Here is a 17,729-nt window from a genome sequence, read left to right as displayed (position 1 = left end):
CATTCTTTCACTTTAACTATCGCCTATTTAGCCTAACGCACAAGCCTTGCGTGCAGTTTGTCAAAAGGCATAGCGTCGGCGTCTTTCTCAGAGATAATTAGTTCACCGCGCAGTTCGATAGGCCAGTCGATAGCAAGCGTAGGGTCACTCCATATCAGCGAACCCTCAGCTTCCTTGTTGTAGTAATCAGTGGTCTTGTACAGAAAATGTGTATCATCCTCTAATGCTACGAACCCGTGGGCGAAACCCTCGGGAATCCAGAGCATTTTCTTGTTTGCTGCGCTCAACTCTACGCCTACCCATTCTCCATAAGTGCTTGAGTCCGGCCGAATGTCAACGGCAACGTCGAACGCTGCACCTTTTACCACACGAACCAGCTTCCCTTGTGCGTAAGGCGCGGCCTGAAAATGCAGTCCTCTCAATACACCGCGGCTTGAAGAAGAATGATTGTCTTGCACGAATGGCCGAGGTGTTTCTAGCCCGAGTTCAGTAAGCGCAGAGTGGAACGTGCGATCGTTATAACTTTCGAAGAAGCAACCTCGCTCGTCCTCGAATACTCTAGGCTCGATTACTACGACGTCTGGAATCGCGGTTTGGGTAAGTTTCACGCGTGGCGCCCCTCTATCAGAGAAGCCAGATATTGACCGTAGTCCGTTTTTTTCAGCCGTGCAGCTTGTTCCGCCAATTCGGACTGGTCGATCCACCCTTGATTGAAGGCAATCTCCTCCAAGCAGGCCACTTTCAGGCCTTGGCGTTGCTCGATGGTATGGACGAACTGACCTGCTTCGAGCAAGGAGGCATGGGTGCCTGTGTCCAGCCATGCAAACCCGCGCCCAAGCATCTCGACGCTCAAACTGCGGTCCTCAAGGTAGAAACGATTGATATCAGTGATTTCCAGCTCCCCCCTGGCGGATGGCTTGATGGACTTGGCAACCTCCACCACACGATTATCGTAGAAGTACAAGCCGGTCACCGCGTAGTTCGATTTAGGCGCACTCGGCTTCTCCTCGATGCTTATGGCTTGGCCAGCCGTATTAAATTCAACGACGCCAAAGCGCTCCGGGCCCGAGACATGGTATCCGAACACAGTGGCACCATGCTTACGCGCTCCGGCTTTTTTTAGATGCTCGGAAAAGTGCTGACCATAGAAAATGTTGTCGCCCAGAATCAGGCAGCAGTCATCATCACCGATAAATTCCTGACCAATAATGAATGCCTGCGCAAGCCCATCTGGGGAAGGCTGCTCTGCATAACTCAGAGAAATACCAAACTGACGCCCATCACCCAGAAGGTTGCGAAAATTAGGAAGATCCGTGGGCGTGGAAATGATAAGAACTTCCCGTATCCCCGCCAGCATCAATATCGACAGCGGGTAATAAATCATGGGCTTATCGTAGATAGGCAACAATTGCTTCGACACACCCAAAGTGATCGGGTGCAACCGAGTGCCCGAGCCACCAGCGAGAATAATACCTTTACGACTCATGTTATAAACCCTGTATCTCTGTCAGCATGCGATCAACACCCTCTTGCCACACGGGTAGCCTTATCCTGAGTGCGGCCTGCACCCGACTTGTATCCATACGTGAATTAAGTGGCCGCTGAGCAGGCGTTGGGTAGGCACGACTCGGGATTTCTTCAACCGTCTCTACGCGCAGTTGCATACCCAGTGCACGCGCAGTTTCGATCACGTGGCAGGCATATCCATGCCAACTCACTTCCCCACCAGCCGCGAGATGATAAATGCCACCATCGATAGCACCGGTCGCCGCGGCCTTGAGTGCATGAGCGGTGACATCCGCAATCAGCTCCGCCCCTGTGGGAGCGCCTACCTGGTCGCTCACTACCTGGAGCTTCTGCCTTTCAGATGCCAAACGTAACATCACCTTGGCAAAATTGTTCCCACGCGTGCCATACACCCAACTGGTACGGAAAATAAGGTGACTGCAGCCACTACGCTGGATGGCACGCTCGCCCTCCAGTTTGCTACGCCCATAAACGTTCAGTGGTGATACCGTGTCTTGCTCTGCCCACGGCGCACGCCCCCCGCCCGAAAATACGTAATCGGTAGAGTAATGGATGAGCCAGCAGCCGCTGCTAGCAGCGTAATCAGCCAAGATGCCTACAGCTTCGGCATTGATACGAAATGCAAGCGCCTGGTCGGCTTCTGCTTTATCCACTGCGGTATAGGCCGCGGCGTTAACGATAAAATCCGGCTTGACCACTTCCAGCGTCCGCTGCAACCCTGACAAATCAGCAAGATCCCCTATCAAGGCGCCCTGCCCTTGTCTACCAAGCGCAACAATTTCACCCAGGCACTGCAATGAGCGCTTCAGTTCCCAGCCGACCTGACCATCCTGACCCAACAGTAAGATCTTCATGCTTGCGAACCATCGCCGTATTGCTTGTCGAGCCAAGACTGATAAGCACCGCTCTTGATGCGCTCCACCCATGAAGGGTTGTCCAGGTACCATTGGACCGTTTTGCGTATACCTGACTCGAATGTCTCATCAGGTTTCCAGCCAAGCTCACGCTCGATTTTCGAGGCATCGATTGCATAACGCTGATCATGACCAGGTCGGTCCTTCACATACGAAATCAATTCTTCATAGGCCTTCCCCTCAAGGCCAGACGCACGCATCGCCGCACAAGCCGCCGTATTGCTAGCCAGAGGCTTCAACTCATCAAGGATAGAACAGAGCGTCTTGACAACGTCAATATTCTTCTTTTCGTTGTGGCCACCGACATTGTAGGTCTCGCCTACCTGGCCACACGTAAGTACTTGGTAAAGCGCACGGGCATGGTCTTCAACATACAACCAGTCCCGAACCTGATCACCCTTACCGTAAACAGGCAACGGCTTACCCTGAAGGGCATTGAGAATAATCAACGGGATCAGCTTTTCTGGGAAGTGGTACGGGCCATAATTATTGGAACAGTTGGTAATCAGCGTGGGCAAACCGTAAGTTCGCTTCCAGGCACGTACCAAATGATCGGAACTAGCCTTACTTGCCGAGTAAGGGGAACTCGGTGCGTAAGGCGTCGCCTCGGTAAACAACGAAGACGTATCGTGCAAGTCACCATAGACCTCATCGGTGGAGATATGATGAAAACGGAACGTTGATTTATTGGGCTCACCTAATTTATTCCAGTACTCACGCGCGACTTCCAACAGGTTGTACGTGCCGACTATATTGGTCTCAATGAATGCCGCAGGCCCATCGATAGAGCGATCAACGTGTGACTCCGCAGCAAGATGCATTAGCACGTCGGGTCGAAACTCATGAAAAACCTCTGCCAAAGCAGCGCGGTTACAAATATCGACGCGCCGGAAGCAGTACCGCTCGTTGTCACTGACGCTCGCCAAAGATTCCAGATTACCGGCATAGGTCAGCTTGTCTACGTTGCAGACACTGTGTTCAGTGTGATCGATGATATGCCGAATCACCGCAGAGCCGATAAACCCTGCACCGCCAGTCACAAGGATTTTCATGCCGACCACACTCCTCGCGTATCCACCACCTTGAGGGCATCGATACGATCGTGCTTGATATTCTTGAATTGTTTATGATCTACCAGAAGAATCAGGATATTGGCTTGCTGCAATGCAGTCTGAATATCGACCAACTCGAGCCCGGTAGCCAAGCTGGATGGTAATGCGGTGATATTGGGCTCCACTGCCAAAACCTTGCCAGGGTGTGCCCCCTGGATATGCTGGACAATTGAAACCGCAGGGCTCTCCCGGAGGTCATCGATATCAGGCTTGAATGCCAGTCCCAGGCACGCAATCGTGACGTCTTTAGCGGTTTTGTCAGCGTTGGCCTGCAGGTACTCGGCAACCGCCAGCTTTGCCTTATCGAGCACCCAGAACGGTTTGCTATCGTTGACTTCTCGCGCAGTACGGATCAGCCGAGCCAGCTCAGGTGTCTTACTAACGATGAACCAGGGATCGACAGCGATACAATGTCCGCCGACCCCAGGGCCCGGCTGAAGAATATTAACACGGGGGTGCCGATTGGCGAGGCGAATAAGCTCCCAAACATTGATTCCCAACTCATCGCAAATAATGGAAAGTTCATTGGCAAACGCAATATTCGTATCACGGAAGCTATTTTCAGTCAGCTTGCACATTTCCGCAGTACGCGCGTTAGTAATTACACACTCGCCCTCTACAAAAATTTGATAGAGCGAAGCCGCAGCGGTAGAGCATTTAGGTGTCATTCCACCAATAACACGATCATTCTGCACCAGCTCACGGAGTACATGACCAGGCAATACGCGCTCCGGACAATGTGCAATGCGAATATCAGAGTCTTCCCCATGGGTTTGAGGGAAAGTCAGATCCGCACGAGCTTCGGCCAACCAAGCCGACATCTGTTCAGTAGCTCCGACAGGGGAAGTCGACTCCAGAATAACCAAATCCCCCGTCTTGAGTACAGGAGCAATGGCTTTACAAGCGGACTCGATATAGCTCAGGTCTGGCTCGTAATCCGCCTTGAACGGAGTGGGAACAGCAATTAGAAACGCATCAGCTGGCTCGGGTACGGAAGTGGCGCGCAGGTAACCATTGGTGACCGCAGCATGAACCACCATGTCGAGATCAGGTTCTACGATATGAATGTTTCCCTGATTGATCGTTTCAACGGCTTTCGCGTTCACATCGACGCCGATCACCTGCTTTTTCCGCGAAGCGAATACCGCAGCGGTTGGCAGTCCAATATACCCGAGACCAATAACCGAAATAGTTTCGAATGCCATGTCAATCCTTACAATTCAAGTGTTCCGCTGATCCAATTATCGCTTCGACTTGCGATGATCATTCTTTAAATTTTGAGAAGCGCCTCAATTATGCGCTGACTGGCAGCGCCGTCCCCATAAGGGTTATGGGCGTAGCTCATCGCACGGTATGCTTGCTCGTCATCAAGCAAGCGACTAAGGGCGCTCACGATCTGGTCCACTTTGGTACCGACGAGTTGCACGGTACCAGCCTCTACAGCCTCCGGTCGCTCAGTGGTGTCCCGCATGACCAATACCGGCTTGCCGAGTGAAGGCGCTTCCTCCTGGATACCACCGGAATCTGTGAGGATGATATAAGAGCGGCTCATCAAATACACAAATGGCAAATAGTCAAGTGGTTCGATCAGATGTACGTTCTTGATGCCACTCAGCAACCGATTCACAGGCTCACGGACGTTCGGATTCAGATGCACTGGATACACGATTTCAACATCAGGGTGTTGCTTGGCAACGACGGAAAGTGCTTGACAAATACGCTCAAAACCTTCGCCGAAGCTCTCTCGGCGGTGGCCAGTCACTAAAATCACTTTCCTCTCGGCATCTAGGAATGCTGTCGGAGCCGCCGCGGTCGCTCTTAAGTCATCATCAGTTTTCAGACGATCGACTACATCCAACAAGGCATCAATTACCGTATTTCCGGTAACTACAATCCCGGAGACGTCTACACCCTCTCGAAGTAAATTCGCACTCGACGTTTCTGTAGGAGCGAAATGCAATTTAGCAAGTGCACCAGTTAGCTTACGATTCGCTTCTTCTGGCCAAGGTGAGTAGAGATTTCCTGTCCGTAATCCAGCTTCGACGTGGGCAACAGGAATTTGTTGATAATATGCAGCCAACGTCGTAGCAAAGGTCGTTGCTGTATCACCATGAACCAACACAATATCTGGACGAAAATGTCGAAAGACCTCTTTCATGCCTTGCAAGATAGCAACGGTTACATCCGTTAAATCCTGTCCGGACTTCATAATATTGAGGTCAAAATGTGGCTCGATGCCAAAAAGCCCCAGCACCTGATCAAGCATTTCTCGATGCTGACCGGTAACACAAACCCTCGCATCGAAACGAGAATCAGCCGCAAGCGCGAGTGCCAAAGGCGCCATTTTTATGGCTTCGGGGCGGGTACCAAACACACATAATGTTTTCAAGACTACAAGCTCCAAACTGACTTATGTCAGCATCAAATGCGATTACGAAACCGTGTGAGCGATTCAAAGCCCTTTATACCTTTTTCCAGCCTCTAGAGCAGCAGTATTACCGGTTTTTGTACCCCTCACGCCAGAACGTAACTCGCTTAACTGCTCTCCCTTCTGAGCCAGCCCATCCTCATGGCTCACATTGCTCATGTGCAGCCATAGTAGCAATACGCCACTTCCGATTCACATTAGATACCGATGTAGGGCTGGCGGACTTCTTCAACCCTAGACCTCGAGTGATCACAATGGATTCATTAAAGTACACCAAACGAGCCTCTCGCTTCAGCTCCGCTCGCAGCGCTGCGAGCTCATCTTGAAGCTTCACTAGGTTTATTGCATATTTTTTGGATATGTGTATCTTTATCGTTCTCACACTCATAAACCGCCAAGCCAAGCCTCGCATCAACTTCTCGAATCTGGTTTGCAATAATAATTTTCAGGCGTCGAGCTAGCCGAGCCCGTTCACAAATAATTGCATATGAGAAAGGATCATTAAGACAATGAGCCCCCATCGATACCATTCTCATGTCACATCTTCAAGCCAGCAAACGCAGAAATTAAATATAATGGCTTCGGATCCAGCTGCTTAATTTCAAATAACTCATTAAGATTGGAGAAAGTCCGCTCTGGCGCTTCGCCCAAATGGGTATAATCCTTGGCAAGGCAAAACAAATCAAACGCTTCCTGAGGTGCAGGGTGGGAAGCGTGAGATAAGTTGCTCACGTCACGAGCCTGTCAGTTAGAGATAGATCGAGACAGGAGCTTTATTACCTTTTAACTGGCCATTCACCCAGCAGTACAATCTCTGTCCATTCTCGCACTTCCCGCCCCTAGCAAAAGGCCTAGCCATGCTCATCATTCAGGCAGCAGCCCCAGCTAGCCCTCACGCATACGCAACCATTGACTGCGCGCAACACCAGCAAACACCCCAAAAACAGTAGCGAAAAGCGCGGTAAGAATCAGCACCAACATCTTCTTCGGCTTGACAGGTGTCACCGGCTGCTCGACAGCACCGTCCTGTCGGTACACGGAGACAACCTCAGCACCCACTTTCAGATTACGATACAGCTCTAACGCTTGCTGCTTCCTCCTCAAGTTCTCAATGAAGGGGTCGTCTGATGCACGCGACTCAAGGTTGGCGATCTCTTTTTCCAAGGCATCACTACCACGCATGTAGCTCAAACTACCCTCCATGACCGCAGACACTTCAGTTGATAGTGCTCCCGAGATCAATGGGGGTTTTTTCAGCCCGATGGCTTTTGCTACTACCAGAGCCTCCTTCAGCCTGGCGATTTGGTCTTCTCGTTCCTTGCGTGCGCTTGCCCTATCTCCAGCGATCTGTTGCTCAATATTGTCGGCTTTGACCTGCATCTCACTTTGGTTAATTTTCAGCACTTCTGGCTTCGCGACATCCGCAGCCATCTCAGCATAGCGAACAGCCCAACTGGCAGCCCGTTGAGGGTCTTCAACATTGACAGTGATTACATAGCGGCTTGGGGAGTCCTTCGCAGCAACTGCTACATTTAACGCCTTTGCATATTCTCTATACAATAAATCCCACGAACCGCCGCGCTCGTTCTCCGGCAGACTAGGCAGATATACTGTACGGAAAAACTTATTCCGTAACGCTTCCGACTGCAGGGCCCTCAGATAAACCTCATAGACATCCTTGACCGTCCAAACACCAAGCCCGACTTCACTTCCTCGACCGTAATTCAACTGAGCGATGTCTGTTTGACTGGGGGGTTGCACATACAGCTTCGCCTCGTAAACCGGCTTTGCCACCATCACGTAAACCACCCCTACGAGAAATACCGGTACTGCTGCGGCTATCATCCAGACCTTTTGTCGCCAAGCTCCTTGGATCAGTTCGAATAGACTAATTTCATCACCACTTCTCAGGCGTTCACGATTATCGCGCATCTACTGTGTTTTTCCTTGGTTCACGTCTATCCGCATGCTCCGGCGGCCCCATCAACCGTCCGTCTGTCGGAAATATAGGGCCTTAGTGAAGCGTAGCGTCATTTTGCCAACCTGCTCGTTGTGCCTTATGCCTAAGCATTAATCAATAGTAGAGGCAACTCAACCGAGGAAGTTCCCCGCTTCCCGACCAACCCCCAGCCCTCCGCCAAGCGGTCATCCCGGTATGCTGATCTCCAGCTCCAATCCCAGCCTCGAGAAGCACCGCCGCAACGCCTGGGCCAGCGCCTGCTTCGCCTTCCCCTCACCATGCACAAGTACAACCTTTTTCACCGCATTGCCTTGCCCTAGAGCAAACCGCACCAAGCCTTCCTGGTCGGCATGCCCCGAATACCCCTCCAGCGTCATGACCTTCGCACGAATCTCAAGCATTCGTCCATCCAGGTCAACCCCCACCACGCCTCCAGCCTTCTGGCTGGCCTGAATGAAAGCCCCAGGCGTCCCTCTGGCCTGATACCCAACGAACATCACCTCATGCCGTGGATCCCCCAGCATGGCCTTGAGGTAATTGACGATTCGCCCACCAGAACACATGCCATTACCAGCAATAACGATAGCAGGCCGCCCCGTGCTCTTGAGGTAATTGACGACCTGCTGATGCCTGGCATGCGTGTCGACACAGATCAACTGACCGAACCCGAGAGGATCACGCCCCTCCCCCAGCCGCTGCCTGGCTTCGTCATTCCAGTACTGGTGCAGCGCCCTATATGCCCGAGTCACCCGTTGAGCCAGGGGCGAGTCGAGGATGATGGGGAGTTGGGACCAGTCCAGAGGATCGCCGTCAGCCTTCTCGGTCGGGCTAGCCAGCAAGGCCTTGCGATGAAGGATGTCTTCGATCTCGTACAGCAGCTCCTGAGTACGGCCAAGGCTGAACGCAGGGATGAGAATGGTACCCTGGTCGGCCAGGGCGCGATCGATGGCGGCCTCCAGGCGCTGCTGGCGTTCGCTACGGTCGGGATGCAGACGATCGCCGTAGGTGCTTTCCAGCACCAACAGGTCGGCGCGCTCCGGAGGCTGCAGGGGGCGCAGCAAAGGATTGCAGGGGGCGCCGAGGTCGCCGGAGAAGACCACACGGGTACTTGGCTCACCTTGCGTGTAACGCACATCGCACTCCACATAGGCCGAGCCGAGCAGGTGGCCGGCACGCTGCAGGCGTATACGGCACTGCAGCCCCTCACGGTCGACGACGCGGTACCACTGTTCGAACGGCACGGGCTCGATGAGGCCATTCAACAACTCGAGGTAACGGGCCACGTGGGTGGGTTCGCTGCTGATGCCGAGCTTGTAGGCGTCTTCGAGAATCAGCGGCAGAAGCACCGCCGAGGGTTCGCTGCAGAGGATCGGGCCGCGGTAACCGGCGGCGAGCAACGCGGGGACCCGGCCCACATGATCGAGGTGGACATGGGTGATGACCAGGGCCTGAATGCCTTCGATAGCGAAGCCTAGGGATGAAAACTCACCCTCGGGGCTGGCTTCGGCACCTTGTTCCAGGCCGCAGTCGATCAGGAGACTGGTAGTGCTGTCGAGGTGCAACTGGTGGCAGGAACCGGTGACACCCCGGGTGCCGCCATGATGCGCAAGGGCGGGATATGCCATGCTGCTGATGCCTTTCGGGTGCGAGAAGTGAAGCGCCCTATTACTCCATGCCTCTGCCTGCACTTACGTCAGAGGATTCTCAAAACAGCATAGGAAAAGCCCTTTAACTACGAGACAGCGCCGCCTCGCGCGCAGCAGCTCGGATCTTGCGCTTGCTGCGCAATACGCCATAAGCCCCCAGCAACGGGCCAACGGCCAGGCCGACGACCAATGCTGCCAGCACCAGGATCGCCACCGGCACGGCCGGCGCCGACCAGCCGAACAGCATCAGGGATACCGTTTGCTGGTTCTCCAGAACGAAGAACAGGACCACTGCCGCCAACAGCAGCACGAACAACGCCGCGATGGCGCGCTTGAGGTTACGCATCAGGCTGTTCCTTTTTCGATCAGTGCGGGACCTGGTCTTCTTCGTTGACCCGGTCGCGCAGTTCCTTGCCTGGCTTGAAGTGTGGCACGTACTTGCCTTCGAGGTTCACCGACTGGCCGGTCTTGGGGTTGCGACCTACCCGTGGCGCCCGGTAGTGCAGGGAAAAGCTGCCAAAACCACGGATCTCGATGCGATCGCCAGTGGCCAGGCATTGTGACATCTGCTCAAGCATGGTCTTGATGGCCAACTCCACGTCCTTGGACGAGAGCAGCCCCTGATGGGTGACAATACGTTCGATCAGCTCCGACTTCGTCATATTTTTCCCTTCGTTATCAAGCAGCTAGATCATTGCTTAACCAGTTTGTAGCACGGTACGGCAGATTTGAACAGGGTGGTTCTTGACTTAATAAAAAAATTCAAGATTGAACGAAGTGAAATATGTCTTGAACTGGATGGGCTTGGCAGGGATTGGGTTGGGGCCGAGGGGGGGCACACCTTAAGGCGCATGGTGCCTGCAAGATCGCGCGGGCGGCGCTCGATTTGCCGACCAAAACCCACGACGCCCTTATCCACCCCGCAACAAAGCTCAAAAAAAAAGGGCGACCCCGAAGGTCGCCCTCTTTTACCGATCAAACAGAACTTAGTTCTGCTTGGCCATCGCTTCGCGCAGCAGCGCAGCCATGGTGGTGTCGGCAGCCGCTTCCGGAGCGTTTTTCAGGCTCTGGATGGCTTCGCGCTCTTCAGCGTCGTCCTTCGACTTGATGGACAGGCTGATGACGCGGGACTTGCGGTCGACGCTGATGATCTTGGCTTCGATCTCGTCGCCTTCCTTCAGCACGTTACGGGCGTCTTCGACGCGGTCACGGCTGATTTCGGAAGCCTTCAGAGTAGCCTCGATGTCGTCGGCCAGGGTGACGATGGCGCCCTTGGCGTCAACTTCCTTGACGGTACCCTTGACGATAGCGCCCTTGTCGTTCAGAGCAACGAAGTTGGAGAACGGATCGTCTTCCAGTTGCTTGATACCCAGGGAGATGCGCTCGCGCTCTGGATCGACCGACAGGATGACGGTTTCCAGCTCGTCGCCCTTCTTGAAGCGACGTACGGCTTCTTCGCCGGACTCGTTCCAGGAGATGTCGGACAGGTGAACCAGGCCGTCGATGCCGCCTTCCAGGCCAATGAAGATACCGAAGTCGGTGATCGACTTGATGGTACCGGTGATCTTGTCACCTTTGTTGAACTGGCTGGAGAAGTCTTCCCATGGGTTGGACTTGCACTGCTTGATGCCCAGGGAGATACGACGACGCTCTTCGTCGATGTCCAGAACCATGACTTCCACTTCGTCGCCAACCTGAACGACTTTCGACGGGTGGATGTTCTTGTTGGTCCAGTCCATTTCGGAAACGTGTACCAGACCTTCGACGCCTTCTTCCAGCTCGGCGAAGCAGCCGTAGTCGGTCAGGTTGGTGACGCGAGCCTGTACGCGGGTACCTTCTGGGTAGCGCGAGGTGATGGCGACCCATGGATCTTCGCCCATCTGCTTCAGACCCAGGGAAACGCGGTTGCGCTCACGGTCGAACTTCAGGACGCGAACGTCGACTTCATCGCCAACATTGACGATTTCCGACGGGTGCTTGATGCGCTTCCAAGCCATGTCGGTGATGTGCAGCAGGCCGTCGATACCACCCAGGTCCACGAAGGCACCGTAGTCGGTGAGGTTCTTGACGATACCCTTGACCTGTTGGCCTTCCTGCAGGGTTTCCAGCAGGGCTTCGCGTTCGGCGCTGTTCTCGGCTTCCAGCACGCTGCGACGGGAAACGACAACGTTGTTGCGCTTCTGGTCCAGCTTGATGACCTTGAATTCCAGCTCTTTGCCTTCCAGGTGGGTGGTGTCGCGCACAGGGCGGACATCGACCAGGGAGCCTGGCAGGAACGCACGGATGCCGTTAACGTCGACAGTGAAGCCGCCCTTAACCTTACCGTTGATAACGCCCTTGACCACTTCTTCGGCGGCGAAAGCTGCTTCCAGAACAATCCAGCACTCGGCGCGCTTGGCTTTTTCACGGGACAGCTTGGTTTCGCCAAAGCCGTCTTCGACCGCGTCCAGCGCAACGTGAACTTCGTCACCGACCTTGATGGTCAGCTCGCCAGCTTCGTTGATGAACTGCTCGAGCGGGATGACGCCCTCGGACTTCAGGCCAGCGTGAACGGTAACCCAGTCGCCGTCGATGTCGACAACGATACCGGTGATGATCGCGCCCGGCTGCAGATTGAGGGTTTTCAGGCTTTCTTCAAAGAGTTCTGCAAAGCTTTCGCTCATTTTAATTCCTGTAGATTCGGGCGAAACAGACGCCCATCGCCACATTCCAGACAATGTGGGTTTCGTTCATGTAAAGGAAGACCGGCAGGACGTTGACTGGTGACCCTGCCTGCCTTCCTGGCTATCAGAGCAGATCGCGCTGGGCGAGCTCGCTCCTGATGCGTTGCAACACCTGCTCGATGGACAACTCGGTGGAGTCCAGCTGGATGGCATCGGCCGCTGGTTTCAGCGGGGCTACCGCACGCTGGGTGTCGCGCTCGTCGCGCGCACGAATCTCATCTAGCAGACTCGCCAGACTAACATCATCGCCCTTCGCCTTCAACTGCAAATAACGGCGTCGAGCACGTTCCTCCGCACTGGCGGTGAGGAAGACCTTCAAGGGCGCGTCCGGGAACACCACGGTGCCCATGTCGCGGCCATCGGCGATCAGCCCGGGGGCTTCGCGGAAGGCACGCTGGCGTTGCAGCAACGCTTCGCGCACCGCTGGCAGCGAGGCGACCATCGAGGCGCCGGCGCCGACCGTCTCGGTGCGGATGACATTGCTGACATCCTCGCCTTCGAGGATGATCTGTTGCAGCTTACCCGGTTCCGCGGCGATGAACTGCACATCCAGATGGGCGGCCAAGGCCTTGAGCAGTTCCTCGTTGGTCAGGTCGACGCCGTGGTTGGTGGCGTTGAAGGCCAGCAGGCGGTAGAGGGCGCCGGAGTCCAGCAGCTTCCAGCCCAACTCGCGGGCCAGCAGGCCAGCCACGGTGCCCTTGCCCGAGCCGCTTGGCCCGTCGATGGTGATGACCGGTGCTTGCGAACTCACGACTTGCCCTCTTCTGCAACACGGATGCCGACTTCAGCGCACAGCGCCAGGAAGTTCGGGAAGGAGGTGGCGACATTGGCGCAGTCATGGATGCGGATCGGCGCCGTGGCACGCAGCGATGCCACGCTGAAGGCCATGGCGATACGGTGGTCGCCGTGGCCATGCACTTCGCCCCCCCCGATCGGGCCGCCGTCGATGATGATGCCGTCCGGGGTCGGTTGGCACTTCACGCCCAGGGTGACCAGGCCGTCGGCCATGACCTGGATACGGTCGGACTCCTTGACCCGCAGTTCCTCGGCGCCCCGCAGCACGGTACGGCCTTCGGCACAGGCCGCGGCGACGAACAGCACCGGGAACTCGTCGATGGCCAGCGGCACCAGGTTTTCCGGGATCTCGATCCCCTTGAGCTTCGCCCCACGCACGCGCAGGTCGGCCACCGGCTCGCCGCCGACTTCACGCTGGTTCTCCAGGGTGATGTCACCGCCCATCAGGCGCAGGATGTCGATCACGCCGGTGCGGGTCGGGTTGATGCCGACGTGTTCGAGCACCAACTCCGAACCCTCGGCGATGGACGCCGCCACCAGGAAGAAGGCTGCCGAGGAGATGTCGGCCGGCACTTCGATACGGGTCGCGGTGAGCTTGCCGCCGGATTGCAGCGAGGCGACCGGGCCGTTGGACTCCACGGCATAGCCGAAGCCGCGCAACATGCGCTCGGTGTGGTCGCGGGTCGGCGCCGGCTCGGTGACGGTGGTGGTGCCTTCGGCGTACAGGCCGGCCAGCAGCAGGCAGGATTTGACCTGGGCACTGGCCATCGGCAGGGTGTAGTTCAGCGCCTTGAGCGTGTGACCGCCACGGATGGTCAGCGGCGGACGGCCCTCGGGGCCGGTCTCGACCACGGCACCCATCTCGCGCAGCGGGTTGGCCACACGGTTCATCGGGCGCTTGGACAGCGAAGCGTCGCCCGTCATGGTCACGTCGAACGGCTGGGCGGCCAGCAGGCCAGACAGCAAGCGCATCGAGGTGCCGGAATTACCCAGGTAGATCGGCCCGGGTGGCGGTTTCAGGCCATGCAGGCCGACACCATGGATGGTCACCTTGCCATGGTGCGGGCCTTCGATGACCACCCCCATGTCGCGGAAGGCCTGCAGGGTCGCCAGGGCATCCTCGCCTTCGAGGAAACCTTCGACCTCGGTGGTGCCTTCGGCCAGCGAGCCAAGCATGATCGAGCGGTGGGATATGGATTTGTCGCCCGGTACGCGGATCCGTCCGGACAGGCGGCCACCAGGTTGGGCCAGGAAAATCAGATCGTTGGCGTTCATAGCGTCCACATAGGCCCGGCGGGCCAGGATTTTACTGAAATGCTCGCGGGCGACCCGGGCGCGGGTGAACACACCCAGCAGTTGGTGCCCGTCCCCTGCATCGACCGCGTCGCGCAAGGCGTCGAGGTCGCTGCGAAATGTATCCAGGGTGCGCAGGACGGCCTCGCGATTGGCGAGAAAGATGTCGTGCCACATGATCGGGTCGCTGCCGGCGATTCTCGTGAAATCGCGGAAGCCCCCCGCAGCGTACCGGAAGATATCCAGGTTTTCATTGCGCTTGGCCAGGGAGTCGACCAGGCCGAAGGCCAGCAGGTGCGGCAGGTGGCTGGTGGCGGCCAGGACCTCGTCGTGGCGCTCCACCGGCATGTGCTCCACATCCGCCTCCAGCGCGCGCCACAGGCGGTCGACCAGCGCCAGCGCGGCGGGGTCGGTCTCGGCCAGTGGCGTGAGGATCACCTTGTGGCGACGGAACAGCGCGGCATTGGAGGCCTCCACCCCGCTCTGTTCGGAGCCGGCGATCGGGTGGCCGGGGACGAAGCGCGGCAGGCGCTCGGCGAAGGCCGCACGGGCCGCGCGCACCACATTGCCCTTGGCACTGCCGACGTCGGTGATGACGGCATCGCCCAGGTCCAGGTCGGCGAGGCGGGCGAGCACTTTCTCCATGGCCAGGATGGGCACGGCCAACTGGATCACGTCGGCGCCGACGCAGGCTGCGGCGAGGTCTTCTTCGCAGCGGTCGACCACGCCCAGGGCCACGGCCTGCTTGCGCGACGGGGCGTCCAGGTCGACGCCGACCACCTCGCGGCACAGGCCGCTTTCACGCAGGCCCTTGGCGAAGGAACCGCCGATCAGGCCCAGGCCTACGACCACCAGGCGACCGATGATCGGCCCCGGTTTGTTTGCTACCACATCAACCACGTGTGCGAACCCTGTTCAGAAACTATGCCAGTCAGTGAGACCGCAGGGGGCTGCTGCGCAGCCCATCGCGACGCAAGGCCGCTCCCACAAGTACCGCGTTTGCGCAGCGACCCCGAAATCTCGATCAGAGTACCGCCTTCGGATAGGACCCCAGTACCTTCAGCGCCACGGCCTCCTGGCTGATCTGCTCCAGCACCGCCTTGATCAGCGGGTCGCGGTGGTGGCCGACGAAGTCGATGAAGAACACGTAGGTCCACTTGCCACTGCGCGAAGGACGGGTCTCGATGCGGGTCAGGTCGATGCCGTTCTCGTGGAACGGCACCAGCAGCTCGTGCAACGCACCTGGCTTGTTGCTCATGGAGACGATGATCGAAGTCTTGTCGTCGCCGGTCGGTGGCACTTCCTGGTTGCCGATCATGAGGAAGCGCGTGGAGTTATCCGGGCGATCCTCGATTTTCTCGGCCAAACGGGTCAGGCCATAGAGGTTGGCTGCCATGTCGCCGGCGATCGCCGCAGAGTTCCACTCGCCCTTGACCCGCTTGGCCGCCTCGGCGTTGCTGGACACCGCCACCCGCTCGACGTTCGGGTAGTGGGCATCCAGCCACTTGCGGCACTGGGCCAGGGACTGGGCGTGGGAGTAGATGCGGGTGATGCTGTCGGTCTTGGTGTTCTCGCCCACCAGCAGGTGATGGTGGATGCGCAGCTCGACCTCGCCACAGATCACCATGTCGTGCTCGAGGAAGCTGTCCAGGGTGTGGCTGACCGCACCCTCGGTGGAGTTCTCCACCGGTACCACGCCAAAGTTCACGGCACCGGCCGCCACTTCGCGGAACACTTCGTCGATGGCCGCCATCGGCCTGCTGATCACGGCATGGCCGAAGTGTTTCATGGCCGCGGCCTGGGTGAAGGTCCCTTCTGGGCCCAGGTAGGCGACCTTGAGCGGCTCTTCCAGGGCCAGGCACGAGGACATGATCTCGCGGAACAACCGCGCCATCTCTTCGTTGTCCAGCGGCCCCTTGTTGCGCTCCATCACGCGCTTGAGTACCGCGGCCTCGCGCTCGGGGCGGTAGAACACCGGTTTCTCGCCTTCGGCCAGGGAGGCGGTCTTGACCTTGGCCACTTCCTGGGCGCAACGGGCGCGTTCGCTGATCAGCTCGAGGATCTTCTCGTCGAGGCTGTCGATGCGCACGCGCAGGGCCTTGAGCTCCTGGTCGGACATCAGCCGTGCTCCTTCTCGAATTCAGCCATGTAGGCCACCAGGGCGTCCACCGCCTCCAGGCCCAGGGCGTTGTAGATCGAGGCGCGCATGCCGCCGACCGAACGGTGGCCCTTGAGGTTGAGCAGGCCGCGGGCATCGGCGCCGGCCAGGAAGGCCTTGTCCAGGCGCTCGTCGGCCAGGCGGAACGGCACGTTCATCCAGGAGCGGGCATTGCTGCTGATCGGGTTGCTGTAGAACGCGCTGTCGTCGATGAAACCGTACAGGCGATCTTTCTTGGCGCGGTTGCGCTGCTCCATGGCCTCGACGCCACCCTGCTCCTTGAGCCATTCGAACACCAGGCCCGAGAGGTACCAGGAATAGGTGGCCGGGGTGTTGTACATCGAGCCGTTGTCGGCGGCGACCTTGTAGTCGAGCATGGTCGGGCAGCTGCTGCGGGCATGGCCGAGCAGGTCCTCGCGGACGATCACCACCACCAGGCCGCTGGGGCCGATGTTTTTCTGTGCACCCGCGTAGATCAGGCCGTACTGAGAGACGTCGATCGGGCGCGAGAGGATGTCGGAGGACATGTCGACCACCAGGGGCACATCACCGGTCTCGGGCACCCAGTCGAACTGCAAGCCGCCGATGGTCTCGTTGGACGCATAGTGAACGTAGGCAGCGCCCTTGGTCAGGTTCCACTCATTCTGGCCTGGGATAGCCAGGAAATCGTAGGGCTTGGCGCTGGCGGCGACGTTGATGTTGCCGAAACGGCGCGCCTCGTCGATGGCCTTCTTCGACCAGATGCCCGTCTCGATGTAGTCAGCCGTGCCGCTTTCCGGCAGCAGGTTCAGCGGGATCTCGGCGAACTGCTGGCTGGCACCGCCCTGGAGGAACAGCACCTTGTAGTTGGAGGGGATGGACAGCAGGTCGCGCAGGTCCTGCTCGGCCTTCTCGGCGATGGCCACATAGTCGTCGCTGCGATGGCTCATTTCCATCACCGACAAGCCCTTGCCACGCCAGTCCAGCATCTCGGCCTGGGCACGCTGCAGGACAGCGTCGGGAAGCGCAGCAGGGCCTGCGCAGAAGTTAAAGGCTCGTTTGCTCACATCCACTCTCGCTCTAAACAGAACAAAAACCATTACATGGGTTAGCAGCGACCCTGTGGGAGCGGGCTTGCCCGCGAACACCGGCAAGGCCGGCGCCCTACACCGCAGCGTCTGCTTCGCGGGCAAG

At 57.5% G+C, this 17,729-nt stretch carries 16 protein-coding genes; all 16 read right to left on the bottom strand.

Annotated elements, in window-relative coordinates; translation table 11 throughout:
* Window positions 1-32: 32 nt before the first annotated feature.
* Window positions 33-608 (bottom strand): dTDP-4-dehydrorhamnose 3,5-epimerase, encoded by a 576-nt coding sequence (gene rfbC, locus WCE05_RS03750; protein WP_368815458.1) that lies wholly within the window; start codon window positions 606-608, stop codon window positions 33-35.
* Complete coding sequence (gene rfbA / locus WCE05_RS03745; RefSeq protein WP_368815457.1) at window positions 605-1,486, bottom strand: glucose-1-phosphate thymidylyltransferase RfbA; 882 nt, start codon at window positions 1,484-1,486, stop codon at window positions 605-607. The genes rfbC and rfbA overlap by 4 nt, the downstream gene beginning before the upstream one ends.
* 1 nt (window position 1,487) lies before the next feature.
* On the bottom strand, window positions 1,488-2,381 hold the full coding sequence (rfbD, locus tag WCE05_RS03740) for a dTDP-4-dehydrorhamnose reductase (RefSeq protein ID WP_368815456.1): 894 nt from the start codon (window positions 2,379-2,381) through the stop codon (window positions 1,488-1,490).
* Complete coding sequence (rfbB, locus tag WCE05_RS03735; protein ID WP_368815455.1) at window positions 2,378-3,493, bottom strand: dTDP-glucose 4,6-dehydratase; 1,116 nt, start codon at window positions 3,491-3,493, stop codon at window positions 2,378-2,380. The genes rfbD and rfbB overlap by 4 nt, the downstream gene beginning before the upstream one ends.
* On the bottom strand, window positions 3,490-4,758 hold the full coding sequence (wecC, locus tag WCE05_RS03730) for a UDP-N-acetyl-D-mannosamine dehydrogenase (RefSeq protein WP_368815454.1): 1,269 nt from the start codon (window positions 4,756-4,758) through the stop codon (window positions 3,490-3,492). Before wecC ends, rfbB begins: the two co-directional genes overlap by 4 nt.
* Window positions 4,759-4,823: 65 nt before the next feature.
* Window positions 4,824-5,942: a non-hydrolyzing UDP-N-acetylglucosamine 2-epimerase gene (gene wecB, locus WCE05_RS03725; RefSeq protein WP_368815453.1), complete on the bottom strand. Its 1,119-nt coding sequence runs from the start codon at window positions 5,940-5,942 to the stop codon at window positions 4,824-4,826.
* Between the two features lie 576 nt (window positions 5,943-6,518).
* Window positions 6,519-6,713, bottom strand: a complete 195-nt coding sequence (locus WCE05_RS03720) for a hypothetical protein (RefSeq protein ID WP_368815452.1) — start codon at window positions 6,711-6,713, stop codon at window positions 6,519-6,521.
* A gap of 153 nt (window positions 6,714-6,866) precedes the next feature.
* Window positions 6,867-7,913, bottom strand: coding sequence for an LPS O-antigen chain length determinant protein WzzB (locus WCE05_RS03715; protein ID WP_368815451.1), 1,047 nt, complete (start codon window positions 7,911-7,913; stop codon window positions 6,867-6,869).
* 213 nt (window positions 7,914-8,126) lie between these two features.
* Entirely contained in the window at window positions 8,127-9,566 is a 1,440-nt protein-coding gene (locus tag WCE05_RS03710) for an MBL fold metallo-hydrolase (protein ID WP_368815450.1), read from the bottom strand.
* 103 nt (window positions 9,567-9,669) lie between these two features.
* On the bottom strand, window positions 9,670-9,933 hold the full coding sequence (locus tag WCE05_RS03705) for a lipopolysaccharide assembly protein LapA domain-containing protein (RefSeq protein WP_225788216.1): 264 nt from the start codon (window positions 9,931-9,933) through the stop codon (window positions 9,670-9,672).
* Window positions 9,934-9,952: 19 nt separating this feature from the next.
* A complete protein-coding gene (ihfB, locus tag WCE05_RS03700) occupies window positions 9,953-10,249 on the bottom strand; it encodes an integration host factor subunit beta (protein WP_225788217.1) in 297 nt (98 codons plus the stop codon).
* 324 nt (window positions 10,250-10,573) lie between these two features.
* A complete protein-coding gene (rpsA, locus tag WCE05_RS03695; protein WP_225788218.1) occupies window positions 10,574-12,250 on the bottom strand; it encodes a 30S ribosomal protein S1 in 1,677 nt (558 codons plus the stop codon).
* Between the two features lie 124 nt (window positions 12,251-12,374).
* A complete protein-coding gene (gene cmk, locus WCE05_RS03690; RefSeq protein ID WP_368815449.1) occupies window positions 12,375-13,061 on the bottom strand; it encodes a (d)CMP kinase in 687 nt (228 codons plus the stop codon).
* Window positions 13,058-15,265: a bifunctional prephenate dehydrogenase/3-phosphoshikimate 1-carboxyvinyltransferase gene (locus WCE05_RS03685; RefSeq protein WP_253091305.1), complete on the bottom strand. Its 2,208-nt coding sequence runs from the start codon at window positions 15,263-15,265 to the stop codon at window positions 13,058-13,060. Before WCE05_RS03685 ends, cmk begins: the two co-directional genes overlap by 4 nt.
* Window positions 15,266-15,422: 157 nt before the next feature.
* On the bottom strand, window positions 15,423-16,517 hold the full coding sequence (pheA, locus tag WCE05_RS03680) for a prephenate dehydratase (protein WP_253081300.1): 1,095 nt from the start codon (window positions 16,515-16,517) through the stop codon (window positions 15,423-15,425).
* On the bottom strand, window positions 16,517-17,602 hold the full coding sequence (gene serC, locus WCE05_RS03675; RefSeq protein WP_225788222.1) for a 3-phosphoserine/phosphohydroxythreonine transaminase: 1,086 nt from the start codon (window positions 17,600-17,602) through the stop codon (window positions 16,517-16,519). Before serC ends, pheA begins: the two co-directional genes overlap by 1 nt.
* Between the last annotated feature and the right edge of the window lie 127 nt (window positions 17,603-17,729).

The organism is Pseudomonas sp. I2 (assembly GCF_040984075.1).
In the GTDB taxonomy this organism is placed as follows: Bacteria; Pseudomonadota; Gammaproteobacteria; order Pseudomonadales; family Pseudomonadaceae; genus Aquipseudomonas; species Aquipseudomonas guariconensis_B.
The sequence above is the reverse complement of the archived record's forward strand: the minus strand, read 5'-3'. Positions and strand labels throughout refer to the sequence as shown.